The 16,510-nt window shown below is 63.5% G+C and carries 14 protein-coding genes; 4 read left to right on the top strand and 10 right to left on the bottom strand.

Going from position 1 to position 16,510, the window contains the following annotated elements; translation table 11 throughout:
- Window positions 1–31: 31 nt before the first annotated feature.
- The 9 genes from QRN45_RS16505 to QRN45_RS16465 all read right to left on the bottom strand — a co-directional run bounded on the left by QRN45_RS16505 (window position 32) and on the right by QRN45_RS16465 (window position 11,973).
- Window positions 32–487, bottom strand: a complete 456-nt coding sequence (locus QRN45_RS16505; protein ID WP_241707260.1) for a GAF domain-containing protein — start codon at window positions 485–487, stop codon at window positions 32–34.
- Window positions 462–2,018, bottom strand: a complete 1,557-nt coding sequence (locus tag QRN45_RS16500) for a helix-turn-helix domain-containing protein (protein ID WP_241707259.1) — start codon at window positions 2,016–2,018, stop codon at window positions 462–464. The genes QRN45_RS16505 and QRN45_RS16500 overlap by 26 nt, the downstream gene beginning before the upstream one ends.
- On the bottom strand, window positions 2,011–3,093 hold the full coding sequence (locus QRN45_RS16495; RefSeq protein WP_241707258.1) for a DUF917 domain-containing protein: 1,083 nt from the start codon (window positions 3,091–3,093) through the stop codon (window positions 2,011–2,013). Before QRN45_RS16495 ends, QRN45_RS16500 begins: the two co-directional genes overlap by 8 nt.
- Entirely contained in the window at window positions 3,078–4,442 is a 1,365-nt protein-coding gene (locus tag QRN45_RS16490) for a hydantoinase/oxoprolinase family protein (RefSeq protein WP_264637227.1), read from the bottom strand. The genes QRN45_RS16495 and QRN45_RS16490 overlap by 16 nt, the downstream gene beginning before the upstream one ends.
- A gap of 107 nt (window positions 4,443–4,549) precedes the next feature.
- The gene (locus QRN45_RS16485; protein WP_284764048.1) at window positions 4,550–5,533 is read right to left on the bottom strand and encodes an ABC transporter permease; all 984 of its coding nucleotides are present in this window, start codon (window positions 5,531–5,533) and stop codon (window positions 4,550–4,552) included.
- A gap of 9 nt (window positions 5,534–5,542) precedes the next feature.
- Complete coding sequence (locus QRN45_RS16480; RefSeq protein ID WP_284764047.1) at window positions 5,543–7,069, bottom strand: sugar ABC transporter ATP-binding protein; 1,527 nt, start codon at window positions 7,067–7,069, stop codon at window positions 5,543–5,545.
- A 120-nt stretch (window positions 7,070–7,189) separates the two neighbouring features.
- On the bottom strand, window positions 7,190–8,212 hold the full coding sequence (locus QRN45_RS16475) for a sugar ABC transporter substrate-binding protein (protein ID WP_241707254.1): 1,023 nt from the start codon (window positions 8,210–8,212) through the stop codon (window positions 7,190–7,192).
- Window positions 8,213–8,237: 25 nt separating this feature from the next.
- Entirely contained in the window at window positions 8,238–9,911 is a 1,674-nt protein-coding gene (locus QRN45_RS16470; RefSeq protein WP_241707253.1) for a hydantoinase B/oxoprolinase family protein, read from the bottom strand.
- Between the two features lie 10 nt (window positions 9,912–9,921).
- The gene (locus tag QRN45_RS16465; RefSeq protein WP_284764045.1) at window positions 9,922–11,973 is read right to left on the bottom strand and encodes a hydantoinase/oxoprolinase family protein; all 2,052 of its coding nucleotides are present in this window, start codon (window positions 11,971–11,973) and stop codon (window positions 9,922–9,924) included.
- Window positions 11,974–12,291: 318 nt separating this feature from the next.
- Here QRN45_RS16465 and QRN45_RS16460 point away from each other — a divergent pair, with 318 nt between their 5' ends.
- Window positions 12,292–12,723 (top strand): SRPBCC domain-containing protein, encoded by a 432-nt coding sequence (locus QRN45_RS16460; RefSeq protein ID WP_264637223.1) that lies wholly within the window; start codon window positions 12,292–12,294, stop codon window positions 12,721–12,723.
- Between the two features lie 9 nt (window positions 12,724–12,732).
- Here the strand turns inward: QRN45_RS16460 and QRN45_RS16455 are convergent, their stop codons facing one another.
- On the bottom strand, window positions 12,733–13,470 hold the full coding sequence (locus tag QRN45_RS16455) for a GAF and ANTAR domain-containing protein (RefSeq protein WP_264637222.1): 738 nt from the start codon (window positions 13,468–13,470) through the stop codon (window positions 12,733–12,735).
- A 720-nt stretch (window positions 13,471–14,190) separates the two neighbouring features.
- On the opposite strand from QRN45_RS16455, the gene QRN45_RS16450 reads away from it, so the two are divergent.
- The 3 genes from QRN45_RS16450 to QRN45_RS16440 all read left to right on the top strand — a co-directional run bounded on the left by QRN45_RS16450 (window position 14,191) and on the right by QRN45_RS16440 (window position 16,509).
- Complete coding sequence (locus QRN45_RS16450) at window positions 14,191–14,382, top strand: hypothetical protein (RefSeq protein WP_264637221.1); 192 nt, start codon at window positions 14,191–14,193, stop codon at window positions 14,380–14,382.
- Between the two features lie 310 nt (window positions 14,383–14,692).
- On the top strand, window positions 14,693–15,505 hold the full coding sequence (locus QRN45_RS16445) for a DeoR/GlpR family DNA-binding transcription regulator (RefSeq protein WP_241707248.1): 813 nt from the start codon (window positions 14,693–14,695) through the stop codon (window positions 15,503–15,505).
- Window positions 15,502–16,509, top strand: coding sequence for a 1-phosphofructokinase family hexose kinase (locus tag QRN45_RS16440; RefSeq protein ID WP_241707247.1), 1,008 nt, complete (start codon window positions 15,502–15,504; stop codon window positions 16,507–16,509). Before QRN45_RS16445 ends, QRN45_RS16440 begins: the two co-directional genes overlap by 4 nt.
- Window position 16,510 lies beyond the last annotated feature (1 nt).

Genomic DNA, 16,510 nt, shown 5'->3' with positions numbered 1-16,510 from the left:
GCGCCGCTCCGTGGCGGCCGCCCGCGAAGGATTAGTTGGTGGTGGCGAGCGCGTGTTCGAACAGCGGCACGGAGCGCTGGGCGATCTCCACGGCCGCATCCACCGATGACTGCCCGTAGCTACCCTCAGGGGCAAGGAAGTTCATGGATCCGATGGTCTCACCGTTGCTTACCACCGGAACGTTGACGATGGCACCACAACCCAGCGACTCAATGGTTGCCGAGTCGAAGAAGAATGCCCGGACTGCTTCCTTATCCACCCCAAGGAACGGCTGCTGGCCCTTGAGGACCTGCTCGAGCCACACCGGGTTGGTGTCCCCGTCCAGGGTCTTCCTTCCGCCGACGGGGTAGACCCCAGGGTGGCTCGTATAGATGCGCGCCATGCTGGTGCCTGCGTCGGCGACGACGGAAGCGGTGAACAGGATGACGCCGGGGGTTTCCTGTGCGGCGGCATGGACATCGTCAAAGTTTTCGAACTGGGAACTCATGGGAGTCCTTTCTGGTTTGGCCGGGATTGGCGGTACTCGTCTTGTTATGGATTGAGCGGCGAAGCGTGCTGAGGATGAGATGGACGGACAAGAGCTTGGCTGGGATGTCGAGGGGGACGCCCAGTTCGCGGGCACGGTTGAGCCGGGTCTGCAGGGTGTTCCGGTGCAGGTCAAGGGAGCTTGCTGCGAGGCTGACGGAGCCGTGGTGGTCGAGGAAGGCCCCTGCAGCCGCAATGACGAGGTCTCTGTCCGGGCTGGCCATGAGCAGCGGCAGCGTCAGTTCGGCCACGAGCAGGACCGAGTCCTCATCGACGAACGTCGCGGCCGCCGCAACGTCGAGATTGGCGAAGCCTGCCACGGTGCCGGGCCCCGTCGAGAGAGCGGATTCAGCGGCCAAACGGGATTCACGGACGATATTCGGCAGCGCGGCGGGTTCCTCGCGCCACCGAGAGAGTCCTGCCCCCAGACCCAGTTCCTCCAATGACTTCCCGAGACGGACCCGGATCCGCGCTTCGAGCTGGTCCGCCGCCTCTTGGTATCCGACGGGAACAAGAGCGAGCCAGCCACCGTGGACTTCGGCCAGGGGGCTGCGGACTGTGACTTTCCGCCAGAGCAGCCGCAGCACCGCTGTGAGCTCCGGACGATGAGCTTCCAACGACGCCCTGCGGATCCACACGGCCACATATTGTTCCTCCCCACGCCAGCCCAGCTGAAAGAGCAAGTGCCGGTGACGTTCCACGAACGTGGTCCAGGAGGAGCCGGGGTCGTGGTTCAAGCCGACCAGGGCCGCCGTGGGTACTGCACGCGCCGTGTCGAGGACATCTCCCAACAGCCACGCAGCGTTTACCGACGGCGTGGCCACCTCGAGGATCGACCGGACGAGCTGCAGGTTGTGGACTCCGGATCTTGGCACCCTTGCGGTGAGCCTGGACGGGACGGAGCTATTCGAACCGCGAACATCCACGGTGATGATTTCGGCTGCCTCCCGGGTGGGCGTTCCCGCGGACGCCAGGCTCACGCCGTCGTACTCCAGCAGGATTTCAACACCGTCCAGCTCCCTGGAGATGGTCTTCAGGACGGCTCCCAAGGTCGTGTCCTTCGCGACCGCCCGGGCAAACCGCGCCAGCTCGGCGTCCACCACGGAAAGGGCAGCGCCGATTTCAGCGGCCAGTGCGAGGGCTATGCCGGATGTGTCGCCCTCGGCAGCCAGCAAGGTGATACCCAGCCGCTCGGCGAGGCCGATCACAGCGCTGGAGTAGGTACTTCCAGCGACGACGACGGCGCTGGCCTTCCGCTCCCAGGCGTGCCGCAGGGCTGCGGACACCAGCCAACCGCCGGAGCCCATCTCCGCGGAAAGGACGATGACGGTGTTGGGCCGCACCCGCTGGATGGCATCGAGCTGGGAGACAAGAACGACGCCGTCGATTGCCGCACTGGACGGAGTGAGATACAGAGGGGTGGTGCCGCGGAGGGAGCCGTGCGCCAGGAGCCCTGCGACATCCAGATGGTTCTCGCTTTTCGATCTACGCATGGTGCCGCCTTGGGTGTTCGATCGGAATACCAAAGGCCTTCGGTTCAGCAAGATCGAGGCCTGCCTTCGAGTACCACTGCGCCGCAGCCGTGATCTTCAGGACGTCAATGACATCGCCCACTCGCACATCGTCGATGTTGACGACCGTGCCGTGCTCGGAGTTGAGCAGCGAGACGATGTCCGGGACGGCCGCTGCGATGGCGCCATCAACCAGGACCAGCAAGATTTCGTTCTGGATCTCCAAGCGGATGATCTGCCCGGATCGTTCGTCCACGAGCGTCACGCTGGACGGCAGCGCCGGAAGGCCCAGGTCCGAAGGGCGCGACAGTCCTTCGACGTGACTCACCCGGGCCCGGGCAATCCGGGTAGCACCAAGAAATTCAGCGAGCTGCTGGAACTTGCGGTCAACCGAGGTTTCAGCGTCGAGGATCTCCCCGATTCGGATCATCCGGCTGATGGAGCCGTGGACTCCGTGCTCGCGCATTTGGCCCGCTGAGCACGGATACATGGCTGTAGCGGCCCACCCACCCATCTCCGTGACGAGGGCCCGCACCAGGGTTTCGGCCCGCTGAGGGTTGTGAGCCTCCACCACTGCCCGTTCGCCGGTCACTCCCATGAGGGCGATCGGACTGATGGGGACGTGGCCGATGTTCAGGGTGGTTTGGCTGATCAATGGAAAAACGCGGCCCATGGGGTCGGAATCAATCACCGGCAGCGAGGACTGCAGCCCGACCATGAGGGGAACAATTCCGTTGATGTTGGCGGCGGCGAGCGAGTAGATCGCCCGCACCTGTCGGCCGAGGTTGGCCTCGATGGCACGGATGCACCCGATGAACTCATCGCCTACCGGAGGCATATCCGCGATGAAGAGGCCCTGGGTGACCATTCCGATCGCAACCACGAGGTCATCGGGGGCCAGCTCGTCAATCGAGATGAGCTCCAAAGCGCGGTTTTCCATGGCCTTTTCGATCATTTCCGCGTAAACGTAGATGGCTGTCGGGTCGATGGTGCAGGCCAGGAAGTGTGCGCCGGTTCGTAGATGCCGGACATCCTCTGCCGTCAGCAGGGCGCCCATCGGCTGGCACCCTCTCCCGCCCCGAAGGGTGTCCGTACGTGAATTTCGGCGGCATCTTCAATCGTGTCCCCGGAGACTTCACCGGCGGCTTGGACCCTGATCCGCACGATGCCGGGGTTGCCATAGGGCATCGCATAGACGTTCGATTCAATGATCCGCGTGAGCCCGGGGCTCGCCCCCAACTGAACGGCTGCCGACTCGGCATCTTCTTCCGCGCGACGCTGCACCAACTGGAGGTCCGCCCGCCCGCTCACCGTCTCCAACCTGTCGATCCAGGCGGTCAGGGGCGCGACGGCGGACCCCACCTGTCCGGCGTCGTGCGCAGCTGCCAGCGTGGGAACCAGCCCGAACGGGAGCGGGGTGTCCTGTCCGCTTCGGAGGTCGGCAATCACCGAGGGGACCGCAGGGCGGACGGGGTGGTCGGCCGTGTACGGTTCGACGACGGCGGCGTTGCTGGCGAGGCTCGCCTCATACCCTTGGCGGATGACGCTTCGCGTCGCAGGGAGGCCCCCTCGGATTTGGCCCACGGTGACCCCGGAGTCCGCACAGATGACCACCTCCCCGTCCGGGGCGCCGGCCAAGGTAGCCGCGCCGAGGATCTGCATAGCGGGTTCGGGTCGCAACCCGTGAATCGGAATCACCGCCAGCCGCGCAAGCGGCGCGCGGCCGCCGTCGTTCTTGGCGAACCACATCGTGGCGGAGGGAAAATGCCGCCGTCCCGATGCATCCAGCATCGCGGCCAGGTCCTCCCCTGTTTCCATGAGGGCGCTGTTCAGGATGGCTGTGTAGTCACGGTCGCGGAAAACACTGGAATAGAAGTCGCTGGAGATGCTGATGCGCATTTCGCTGTCACTGGACAGGATGGCATCGGCAATGCGCGTTTCGTGATCCTTCGACGCCGTCGACCCCACGGAGGTGATCGCAATGTTCCTTACCTCTCCGGACAGGATGCCCGGAAGTTCGGCAAGGAAAGCCTCCAAACCTAGCGGAGCGAGGGGGCGTCCCCGCAGGTCGTGGCCTCCGCCGACGTGGACGGTCCTGGCCACCACTGGTTCGACGAGTGCAGGCAGCCCAGTCACGTGGAACGCGTCGGCAGGCGGGCGGGGCGAAATCCGGATCGCGATGACCGAGGCTGGTTTCCGTGCAGCGAGGACTCGTCCGGCGTCGGAAGTAATGTCCGTTACTTTCGTAATTTCCGTACCAAGCTCGTGACGAAGCTCTTCGAAGGTGGTGTCGACTGCCTCCGCAAGCGTGGTGCATCGCACCGCAGCCGCAGCGGCCACCACGCTGTGCCCGTCCAGCACCAACGCCCGGCAGCTTGTTCCCTGCAACCGCAGTCCTATGCGCATTGTTCGGCCTCCTGTTCAGCCTGCTGCAGTTCCCTCACCAAATCATGACCATGTTCCATGTATATAGCGTCCTCCGATAGGGCGTATATAGCGTCCTCCGATAGGGCCTAGCCGGCGCGCTTGCGGAAGAACAATCCGTCCGCGGCGACTGCCAGCAGAATGAGGACGCCGGTGACAACCTGCTGGTAGGTGGTGTCCCAGTGGAGCAGGTTGAAGCCGTTGCCGATGACGGTCAGGATCATGACTCCGACGAAGGCCCGCCACATAGCGCCGTGTCCGCCGAGAATGCTGGTGCCTCCGATGACCACGGCTGCAATGGCCGTGAGTTCGACGCCGAGGGCCATGGCTGGCTGGGCTGAGCCTGCGCGCGAAGCAAGAATCATGCCGGCCATCGCGGAGCACACGCCGCTGATGGCAAAGACGGCGACGTGGATGGAACCGGTGCGGATACCGCTAAGGCGTGCCGCTTCCTTGTTGCCGCCCACGGCGTAAATCCTGCGCCCAAACGTCGTGCGCCAGAGGACGATGCCTAGGACGATCGTCATGGCGACCATGAGCACGGAGCCCGCAGTGAGGCCAAAGAGGCTGGGCCAGGTCCACGTCTGGAAGGAGGCAAGTTGCTCGGGCAGCGGCGCGACGATGGCTCCACCCGTGATCACGATGGCAAGGCCGCGATAGATGATGCTCACCGCCAGCGTGCCTATGAAGGAATTCACCTTCGTGCCGACCACGATCAGGCCGGTGACGGTTCCCAGGGCGCCCCCCACCACCAAGGCGCCGACGAATCCCGCGATCACCCCTAAGTGCTGGGTGATCATCACTCCGGCGATGGCGGATACAGCCAAGTTTGCGGTGGAGGACAGATCGAAGACACCGCTGACGATGCACAGTGTGGCGGCAGCGGCCAACAGTCCCACGATGGCAGCTTGGTCGAACAGGTTGATGAAATTCCGGCCGGTCAGGAACGTTCCGGTATTGAGGGTCAGTAACAGCATGATGGCGATCAGTCCGAAGACGATCCCGAAATCCCTGACATTGAGCTTGAATTTCTTCTGGGCCGGCTTGGACACGGCAACGGTAACTGTGGTCATTTGATTCACCTATTTCAGAAATGCGGAAGTCATGACTTCATCGCGGGAGGCGTTCCGGTCGAATTCAGCAACGATGCGGCCTTGCCTCATGACATGGATTCGGTGGGATAGACCGATGACTTCCTCGAGTTCGGAGCTGACGACGACGACAGCCGTGCCCTTTGCTGCGAGGTCGGCGATCATGGCGTGGATGCGCGCCTTGGCCGCGATGTCGACACCACGCGTGGGTTCGTCCACTAGCAGCACCGCCGGAGGATTGAGCAGCCACTTGGCGAAGAGCGCCTTCTGCTGGTTTCCTCCGGACAAATCGCCAATCAGCGAGCCGCGGCGGGCGCCGCGCAGGTCGACGGAATGGCTGATCTCGGACACGGCTGCCTTTTCCCGGGCTACCCTGACGAAACCGCCCAGTGATCGGCCCGACAAGGTGGAAAGGGCGATGTTTTCGTCCACAGGCCGGGACATGACCAGGCCCTGTTCTTTCCGCGACTCGGGGACGAGGGCCATTCCGGCTTTAATGGCTTCCCGGATGGAGTTGGCACGGAGGCGCCGGCCGTTGATCCGGACATATCCACTGGTGGTTCGATCAGCACCGAACATGGCCAGCAGGGTCTCGCTGCGGCCACTGCCCACCAGGCCGGCGATACCCAGGATTTCGCCTTGGCGGACCGTGAAGGAGACGTCTTTCACTCTTGAGCTGCTCAGTCCCGCCACCTGGACCACCGTTTTTGCTTCCGAAGGTACCGGCGGGACCTCCGGAATGAGGAAATCGACCTCCCTGCCGACCATCAGGCCGACGAGGGACTCCGGCGTGTGCCTCGAGGCGGCCTCCGTGGTGATGTGCTGTCCGTCACGGAGGATGGTCACTCGGTCCACTAAACCGAGGACTTCCTCCAGATAGTGCGATACGAGGATCACGGTGGTGCCTAAACGCGCGAGGCTCCTGATCACCTTCAATAGCTTTGCTTTCTCGGCCTCGTTCAAGACCGCCGTCGGCTCGTCCATGCACAGCACCTTTGCGCCACGGGCGAGGGCTTTCAGGATTTCGACCTGCTGCTGCTGACCGATGGGCAGATCCCCTGCCATCGCCCGGGGGTCAAGCTCAAAGCCGGTCTGGGCCAGGAGGCGCTCCAAGTGATCGGCGTCCCGCCCCGAACGGAGCAGGCTTCCGGTGTTGGCCCAGCGGCCCAGGAAGACGTTCTCCAGCACTGAAAGGCCAGGAATGAGTGCCAGCTCCTGGGATATAAGGGATATTCCTTGTGCGATGGCGTCCCGGGGCTCGGTGATCTTCACCTCCCGGTCGTCAAGCTTGACGACGCCGGAATCTGCCCCGATTGCGCCGCCGAGGATCTTCAGCAGCGTGCTCTTGCCGGCACCGTTTTCCCCCATGATGCCGTGGATTTCCCCCGGAGCCACCGACAACGTGATATCGCGGAGCACAGTGCTGGCACCGTACCGCTTTCCGATTCCGGAGAGGGTGATTTCCGGAGCGGAACTCCGATTGACTCGCTCGGGTGTATCCAACTGTTGTATAGCCATTTTGACCTCGGGAGATGGAATGGACGTTTTGGCCGGTCCTGCCGGGACCGGGGCGGGGGCTCCTGTCCTGCCGGGTTTTCAGCCCCGGCAGGACAGGACCACGAGGGGGGGGTAAGCCGGCTAGTCCGAGTACTTCGAGACGTAGTTCACGGCGTCGAGGGCTTCCTTCGTACCGTTGCCCTTGTTGGGAGCCAGGCTCGCCTCGTCCACTGCCGTTTCCACCTGCTGTCCCCGGGCCTTGGCAAGGCCGAGTTCCGTGGCCTTGGCGCCGTTCGCCACCACGTCACTGACGTAGATGGAGAACCATTTACCGGATCGGACGGCCTCGACATTCGAAGTGGATGCGCCGTTGCCAATGAACTTGATGTTGCTATTGCCAGCGGCAGCGGCCGCACCCGTGATCGCTTGGGATGCGCCGATGACGACATCGACGTCCGGGTTGGCCTGGGAAACGTTCTGGAACGCCTGCCGGCCGCTGTCCTGGGTGTACCCGCCTTCGACACTGGCCACCAGCTTGATCTTCGGATCAGTGGCCAGCTCAGCTTTTACCGCTTCGGTCCTGGCGTTATCCAGCGGCAGGGACTTGAATCCCTCGAGGTAGGCCACCTTGCACGTGTCTTTGGAGACTTTGGCGCAGGCATCCTTGCCCATTTGGCCGAGCATCTTGCCGTTGCTCGTGGGAAGGTCAACGATGCTGATTGCACCCGGGACCTGGGGCTGGATAGTGTCGAACTTCGGACCGATAACGGAGAACTCGACCACCACCGTTATGCCAGCCTGGACGGCCTGCTGCAGTGGTGCGATGAGGGCCTGGTTGTCGTTCGCCTGGACAACGATCACCTCGAACTGTTTTGAGGTGACTGCGTCCTGGATCTGCTGGACCTGGGTCTGGGCGTTGAAGTTGGGGTCCACGAACGTGGCGGTGGCGTTATTGGCCTTGGCCGCCTGCTGGACCCCGAGGAAGGTTCCCTGGGCGAAGCCGTTGGACTTGGCGAAGCCGAAGAATCCGACGTTGAGGGTTTTGCCGGCGTCGGCCGTCGAAGCTGGTCCTGCGGCCGCTTGCGTGGGTGGGGAGCAGGCTGACGTCAGGAGCGCTAGCCCGATGAGCGCCGCGGCTGCGGCTGATTTCTTGATGTTCTTCATTGGGGTGTCTTTCTGTGGGCGGGGCTTAGTATCCGTAGTGGGTCTTGGCGAAGTCTTCGGTGATGAAGCCGTTGACGATGTCGTAGGTGATCTCGTCCCGGGAGCGTTGGGAGACGTCCCCGAAGCCGCCGCCGCCGCCGACTGCGAGCCGGACGATGTCGCCGGCCTTGACCTTGCGGGCGTTGGCTTTCAGGGTGCGGACCTCATCGCTGCGGCCTGGGTTGAACACAACCTCGGGCCCTTGGGCGTCTGAGCCGCCGAAGAGTCCCCAGGCCGGGGTCTTGGACCTTTCGAACCAGAGCCCCACGACGCAGTCGGCCAGGAACTCGTATTCACGAATGACTCCGTTGCCGCCGCGCCACTGGCCGGGGCCGCCTGAGTTGGGGCGGATGGAGTACTCGTTGATGCGGAATGGGTAGCGGGTCTCCATCATTTCGATGGGCAGGTCCTTGAGGGAGCCGTTGACGTTGTTGATCATGGCGGACTCGCCGTCGGTGCCTTGCCAGGCTCCCCAACCGCCAAGTGTGGCCTCCATCGTCACGAAGTTGCGGCCGAAGCGCGGATCGAAACCGGCTGCAGTGATGATCATCGAGTCGCCGTGGCTGGCGCTGGCAACCCGCTCGGGCATAGCCGGCGCCATGGCCTTGGAAACCAGGTCGATCAGTAGTCCGAGGTGGGAGAAGTACCACTGGCACGGGGCTGGCGCCACCGCGCCGAGAACTGAACCTGAACGCACCTGGGTGGTCAACGGCCGGAAGGACCCGCCGTTCGAGTTGGAATCCGGGCTGACAAGGAGCTTGTAGCCGACCCGTAGTGCGGAGACGGCCTGGGCGGCGCCACAGTTGACCGGCCCCATGGTCTGGTCAGCCGATCCCGTTACGTCGAAATCAACGGTGTCGCCAGAGACAGTGATCTTTAGCCTGATCGGAATCGGAGTGTCTAGGTTGATGCCGTCGTTGTCCAACATGCCTTCGGCTTCGTAGACGCCGTCGGGAATGTTGCGGACGGTTTCACGCTCGATTTCCTCCGTCTGACGGAAGATCTCATCACGGGCAGCATCCAGTTGGTCCATCCCGTAACGGCCCACGAGTTCCTTCATCCGGGTGGTGCCCATCCGAAGGGCCGCGATCATCGCGTGCATGTCACCGATGGTCTGGTAGGGGAAGCGGACATTGGTTCGGATCAGATCCACGACGGAGGTTTCAATGCCTGCCTCGATCAGTTTGACCGGGCCCATCCGGAAGCCCTCCTGGAAGATGTCTGTCGCATCCATGGAACCGCCGACGTCCTTGGAGCCCATGTCCATCCAGTGCGCACGGGTGGCTGCGAAGCCGACCACAGCGCCATCGTCAAAGATCGGGGCAAAAATGGTGACGTCGTTCAGGTGGGTTCCGCCAAGATAGGAATCGTTGAGGATCCAGACGTCCCCTTCCTTCCAGACGTCGCGGCCGTACAGTTCTTCGACCGCGATGGAACAGGTTTCCAGGTTGCCCAAGAACAGTGGCAGCCCGGCGGACTGTCCGAGCACGCGGTGCTCGGTGTCCAGGAGGGCCACGACGCAGTCCCCTCCTTCGTAAAGGATGGGTGAGTAGGCGGAGCGGATGAGGGTGGCGTTCATGTCGTCCGCCGCGCTGGTAAGCGCATTGCGGATGATCTCCACGGTGACTGGATCCAGGGTCTTGACTGCTGTGATTGTCATTGGTGGTACCTCAGTTTCCTTCGACGTCTTGAGTGCGGATGATCAGTGAGCCGAATTCGTCGACGGTGACGTCGAAGCCGGGGGGCACCACCGTTGTGGCCGTCTGTTCCACGATGATGGCGGGGCCTTCGAAGGCATGGCCGGCGGCCAAGTCGTCACGGCGGACCACGGTGGTCTGGTGTTCGACGTGCTCAAACACCACCGGACGGATTTCATGCTTGAACTCAGCGCTCTGTGCGGTGGCGAAACGTGGCGCATCAAGACGGCCCAGGTCGCCGACGGCCTGTGTCCGTAGCGCCACGATTTCGATGGGCGCCCCGAGGTTGGAATGCCCATAGCGCTCGTGGTACATCGCTGAGAAACGCGTGGCCAACGCGGCAACGAAGTCGGTGGATTCCGGCTCGTCAGCGGAGGTTAGCGGAACGTTCAGGGCAAATTCCTGCGATTGGTAGCGGACATCCACTGATGCATTGGTGAGGCGGCTGTCCTCCGGCACCCCCTCGGAGGCTAGGGAGCTCAGGCCCTCAGTCTCCATCGACCGCAGCACGCCGGCCATGTGGGCCACGTCGATATCCTCGTCGAGGTAGAAATACGGCTCCGAGAAGTCCTTGCGGATGTTGGTCTGCAGCATGCCCCAGGCCGAGAACGCTCCGGGGAACCGGGGGACGACTGTTTCCGGGATGCCCAGTTCCTTGGCGAGGAAGACTGCGTGCATGGGACCAGCGCCCCCGAATGCGACGAGGGCGAAGTCCCGGGGTTCGATCCCGCGGGAGATCGTGATGGTCCGGATCGCCTGGGCCATCTGGGAGTTGGCGACGTCGCAGATCCCCTCGGCCATGGCAATGGGGTCCAGGCCGAGCTGGTCGCCAACCGTTTTCAGGGCGGCGATCGCCGCTTCGCGGTCCAAGGAGACCTGTCCGCCTGCGAACCAGTCCGGGTCCACGCGCCCCAGCACCAGGTTGGCATCGGTGACGGTGGGTTCCGTGCCTCCACGTCCATAGCAGGCAGGTCCGGGAGTGGCTCCCGCGGAACGCGGGCCGACCCTGAGGCCACCGGCTTCGAGCCAGGCGACCGAGCCCCCGCCGGCGCCCACGGTGTGAATGTTGACCACGCTCATGAGCATTGGAAGGCCTTCAAGATGTGCCTCCGTGGAGACATCGGGCTTGCCGTCGACTACCAGGGAGACATCGAAGGACGTTCCGCCCATGTCGACGCCGATCAGGTTGCGGTTTCCCGAAACGCCGGCCAGTTCGACGTCTCCCATGGCGCCCCCGACCGGGCCCGAGAGGAGCGTCTGGAGCGGGCGTTTCCGTGCGGACTCGGCGGTGAGTACCCCGCCGGAGGACTGCATGATGTGCAGCGGGGCTTCCACCCCGCGGTCCCCGAGCTTCTTTTCGAGGTCCAGGAGGTAGTTGCGGACCACTGGTCCGGTATAGGCCTCGACGACGGCGGATGAAGTGCGCTCGTATTCGCGCCATTCCTTCGCGGCCTCGTGGGAAAGTGAAACGGTGAAATCTTCGCCTAGTTCTTCGAGCAGGATTTCCCGGGCCCGAAGCTCGTGAGCGGGGTTCTTGTAGCTGAACAGGAATGCGACGGCGACTGCGCCGTAACCTTCGGCAACCGCCCGACGGCCTGCCTGACGGACGGCAACTTCGTCCAAAGGCCTGATCTCAAGGCCCTGCCCATCCAGGCGTCCTCCAACACCGATGACGTCCTTGCGCTCGAGCAGCGGTGAAGGCTTGCGGTACTGGGCGTTGTAGAGCTCAAGGCGTGGGCCGCGGGCAATGTGATAGGTGTCTTCGACGCCGGCGGTGGCCAGCAGCAGCACCGGTACGCCGCGGCGCTCAAGGAAGGCGTTCAATCCCTGGGTGGTGCCGTGGACCAGGAACTCGATGTCGGACAGGTCGTCGACAATGGACTCAAGGCCGGCGATGACGCCCGCGCTCAGGTTCCCCGGTGTCGTGGATGATTTGGTGGCCGTATAGGTTCCGGCGTGCTGATCGTAAGCGACAATGTCGGTAAACGTTCCGCCGATGTCCATGGACACCCTGTAGTTCGGCATGTATGTCTCCTCATGGTTCTGTATGGGAACTCGATGTGTGAGACATCACGCTACGGACCCGGCTTTTCCGGACGTGGGCAAACTGCACGATGGTCCATGCACCCCGAGGGCGAACTGCCTAACGACCATCGAACTCCGACTATCGCCGCAGTTCAGAGCCACAATTCCGAGACGTGCTGCGAGCCTAAGAGAAAACGCCATGAGTATCTTGACGGGACCGAAAGCGCAACTCCGAACGGCTCCGCCGGCCGTCACTCCCGGGCGTAGACTCTGTTGCGCCGGCGCCCGGATGCCGACCACGTGGCAAAGGAGACTGACATGACAGGAAATTTCATCGCGAGTTCAACCATCACGATCCAGGCAAGCGCCAATCGGGTGTGGTCAGTGCTCACCGACCCCCGGGCCGTCAAGGAGTTCATGTTCGGAGCCGAGGTTGCCACCGACTGGACGGTTGGCGGACCTATTGTTTGGCGTGGCACGTGGCAAGGCAAGGAGTACGAGGACAAGGGAGTCATCCTCGAATTCGAGCCCGGCAAGCGGCTGGTGAACACCCATTTCAGCCCGCTGTCGGGCCACGTCGACGCCCCGGAGAACTACCACACGCTGACGTGGACCTTGGAGCCTGAAGACGGGATGACCAGGCTGACTTTGGCCCAGGACAACAACGCGAGCCCGGAGGGAGCCGCGCATTCGAAGGGCATGTGGGACAGCCTCGTGGCAAGCGTCAAGGAAATATCCGAGCGCAGCTAGCCGAGTCGCTTAAGGCTCGAAGTGCAAGACGGGCGTTTCGTTCGTCAAGGACTGGAGAAGGGATTCCGCAACATCCCTCAGCTTCTGGTTCCTGCCGTTTGAGGCCTTGGTCAGAATCCTGAAGGCCTCCTCCTGGCTGCACTTGTTCTGGCCCATGATGACGCCGGTTGCCAGATCGATGGCGGTCCGTGAACGCATGGCCTGCTCGAGGTCCTCGGCACGCTGCTGCCTGGCGCCGATCCGAACCGCGAGCCGCAGGGCCTTCTCTGCCTGGCTTGCGAATTGTTCGCAGCTGCGGATGGAGGCCTCATCGAAGGCATCGCCCTGGGGGGCGAAAAGGTTGATCGCCGCCGTCGCGCCTTCTTCCAGGCCCAAAGGCACGCAAAGCACGGCCAAGTGCCCGCGCTCCGCAATGGTGCCGCAGTATTCAGGCCACCGCGAGTCGGTGGAGGTGTCGGAAACGAGTACCGGCTTCCGGGTTCTCATCGCTTCCAGGCACGGCCCGTCTCCGTAGGCTTGCTGCACTTCGTCAATGAGGCGGGCTTCGTGGCTGCTTCCTGCAACCGTCATGGACCGCCGACGCCGGCTCAACGTGATCCCGCACAGGACATCCTGGCCGCGCGCAGCGGACACCGACGAGGCCGTGAATACCGCAAGGTCTTCGAGGAAGCCGCCGACGTCTTCACTGTCGATGACCAAATCCTGGAGTTGTCCGACTACGGAGGCATTCAGGCCCATTTCGTCCATGGCTCAGTCTACGAGCAGCGGGCCGGAAATGGAGGAAAAAGAGCGCCCCAAAACAACGTCCACCACTTGGACAAAATCCCCGACGGTCTTGCGCACCGGAGATGCGCAGTGCAGAATTCTTCTACAGTCCGTGCAGAATTCCGGACAGGGCCGAACTCTTCGGCCTGTTTTCGCTCAAGCAGCCGGGCGCCATGTCACTCAACGTGAAGGTGCTGCCTGATGAGCAAATGCCTGTTACCGGTACGGGGCTAGTCGGTGTCGACCGTCTCCGAATCCGCGATTCCTCATGAACCGCATCATCCAGGGGCCTCTCCCCTTTGGTGTGGCGGTTGTGGAACAGACAAGCACCTGATCATCGAATCAATCCAGGCCCAGGCTCCAAGGTTTTCCCAACAGATTGCCGTGTTCTACACGTGCACTTCTTGCGGGTCTTCCTACAGCCACGCGGCCACCGTCCAGCAGGCGGGGGCCATCCTGAATCGTCGGGGGATTCAGGATGGCCTCCTGGAGTTTGGAAGCCACTATTTCCACTGCAGCGGACCCCTCCGTGAAGTGAAAACCGCACAGCGGCGCTTCGGAGTACCGCAGACGGGCAGGCCCCGATCGCGCAGCTCGCCCCCCGAAGCCCTTCTCCCCACCAAGGTCTTGAGATGCAGTTGCGGATTCGAGTTGGAAATACCTGCTTAGCCACGACTTGCAGCATTACCCGAAGGAAGCACCATGAAGCTAGAAAGCGCACAACAGCGACGACCCGAAGACGACTCCCGGCAAGATTCGGGTGAGCTCGACCGGAAGCGAAACCAGAACCGATACGAAGCGGATTCCTCCACCCAGTCCCGCTTGCCCGACCCTCCCGACCCGGACAACCTCCCCATCGACTACCCCGCCCTTCGGGAGATCGAGTGGCCGTAGGGAACCCTCCGGTCCGGCGCTAGGGCGGTCAGCCCCAATTCCGACTACCCCCTTCCGGGACTAGCCACCCTGCGTCGGACCGGTTAGACGTTGGCGCCGTCGCGCCCTCCGCCGCGCCCGCTCGACGCCGCCCGCTCGACGCCGGATCCGTCGCCTCATCCAAGCAAAATCAGCCCCAACCCAAGCCAAAATCTTTGTTTATGTTGTTTTCTGTTGACAGACCAACATGAACAAAGATAGAGTCAAGCAATTCCACATCATGTGATCGCAGTCACTGATGTACCTGGAGCTTGTACGCAATGGAGGGTATGTGTTTGCCGAGGAGCGCCAACAGCTGATCTCCGAGCTCGTCGCCGAGCGTGGACGGGTCAGCGTCACTGACCTTGCGGATCGGTTCAGCATCACCACGGAGACTGTCCGCCGTGACCTTGCTGTCCTCGAATCCGCCGGCAACCTTCGCCGCGTGCACGGCGGGGCAGTCCCGTCGGACCGCCTCAGCACCCGCGAGGAGAGCGTGGTTGAGCGTGCCATCCAGCGCCAACCGGAAAAGGTCCGGATCGCCGAGGCCGCCCTTGCGCTCATCCCCGAGAACGCAGCCGGCAGCATCCTGATCGATGCCGGCTCCACCACGGAAGCCCTCGCCCGCTTGCTGGACCAGCGCACCGCGCTGCGCGCCGCCTCTTCCAACGGGAACGGCCCGCGGGAAGAACTGGTGGTTATCACCCACGCCATTCCCATCGCCGGACAGCTCTCCGGAAACCCGCACATCGCGCTCCAGATCCTGGGTGGCCGCGTCCGCGGGCTCACCCAGGCCGCCGTCGGCCAGTCCACGGTCGAGGCCGCTTCCCGGCTCCGCCCGGACATCGCCTTCGTCGGCGCCAACGGTATCCACGCCACGTTCGGGCTCAGCACCCCTGACCCCGAAGAAGCCGCCGTCAAGGCCGCCTTCGTCACGTCCGCACGGCGCGTCGTCGTCCTCGCGGATTCCTCCAAGCTGGACGCGGAAACCCTGATCCAGTTCGCTGCCCTTAAGGATGTGGACACCGTGATTACTGACCACGAACCCTCAGAAGAGCTCTCCGCCGCATTGGCGGAGGCCGGCGTCGACGTGGTGATCGCATGATCGTCACCCTGACCGCCAACCCGAGCCTTGACCGTACCGTCGAACTCCCTGCGCCTCTGGCCCGGGGCGAGGTGCAGCGCGCCGTCGCTGTCCACCAACACTCGGGCGGCAAGGGCGTCAACGTCTCCCGGGCACTGGTCGCCTCGGGCCTGGACACCGTTGCTGTCCTTCCGGGCGGAGACTCCGATCCCGTCCTGGCCGGGCTGCTCGACGACGGCGTCCCCTACGCAGCGCTTCCCATCAGCGAGCCGCTGCGCAGCAACGTGACGCTCACGGAACCGGACGGCGTCACCACCAAGATCAACGAACCCGGCCCGGAGTTGAGCCTGGACGAGCAGGAAGCCCTGATCGGGCTGCTGCTGGACCGCTCCCGTGGCGCGAGCTGGGTGGTACTGGCCGGATCGCTCCCACCAGGAGTTCCGGCGGATTTCTACGCCACGGTCGCCCGCCGGCTCCGCTCCACGCACCACGATCCTGCAAACGGCGGACCGCCGCTTATAGCAATTGACTCCTCCGGGGCTCCGCTGATTGCCGCCATCACCGGCGATTCACTCGGCAACATCAATGGCAAGCCCGATCTCTTGAAGCCCAATGCGGAAGAACTGGCCGAACTGGCCGCCGCAGCCGGCCTCACAGACGTCCACACGGCTGACGAACTGGAAGCGGACCCCGGCCTTGCCGCCAGGGCCGCCGCCGCCGTCGTCGGAAGCGGTGTGGGTGCAGTACTCGCAACACTCGGTTCGAAGGGCGCCGTCCTGGTAACCGCCGACGGCGCGTGGCTCGCCACGCATCCGCCGATCCAAGCCGTCAGCACAGTTGGTGCCGGCGATTCATCCCTTGCTGGCTATCTGCTGGCCGCCACCAAAGGCGGAACCTCGCAGGACTGCCTCCGTCAGGCTGTGGCACATGGTGCCGCCGCTGCTTCGCTGCCGGGCTCCACTGTCCCGGCGGTCCACCAAACAACTCCCGACGCCGTAACCATCACGGCCCTTCAGAAGGACTAAC

This window comes from Arthrobacter sp. efr-133-R2A-63, assembly GCF_030209795.1.
In the GTDB taxonomy this organism is placed as follows: domain Bacteria; phylum Actinomycetota; class Actinomycetes; order Actinomycetales; family Micrococcaceae; genus Arthrobacter; species Arthrobacter bambusae_A.
This window is presented reverse-complemented; position numbering and strand designations above follow the sequence as displayed.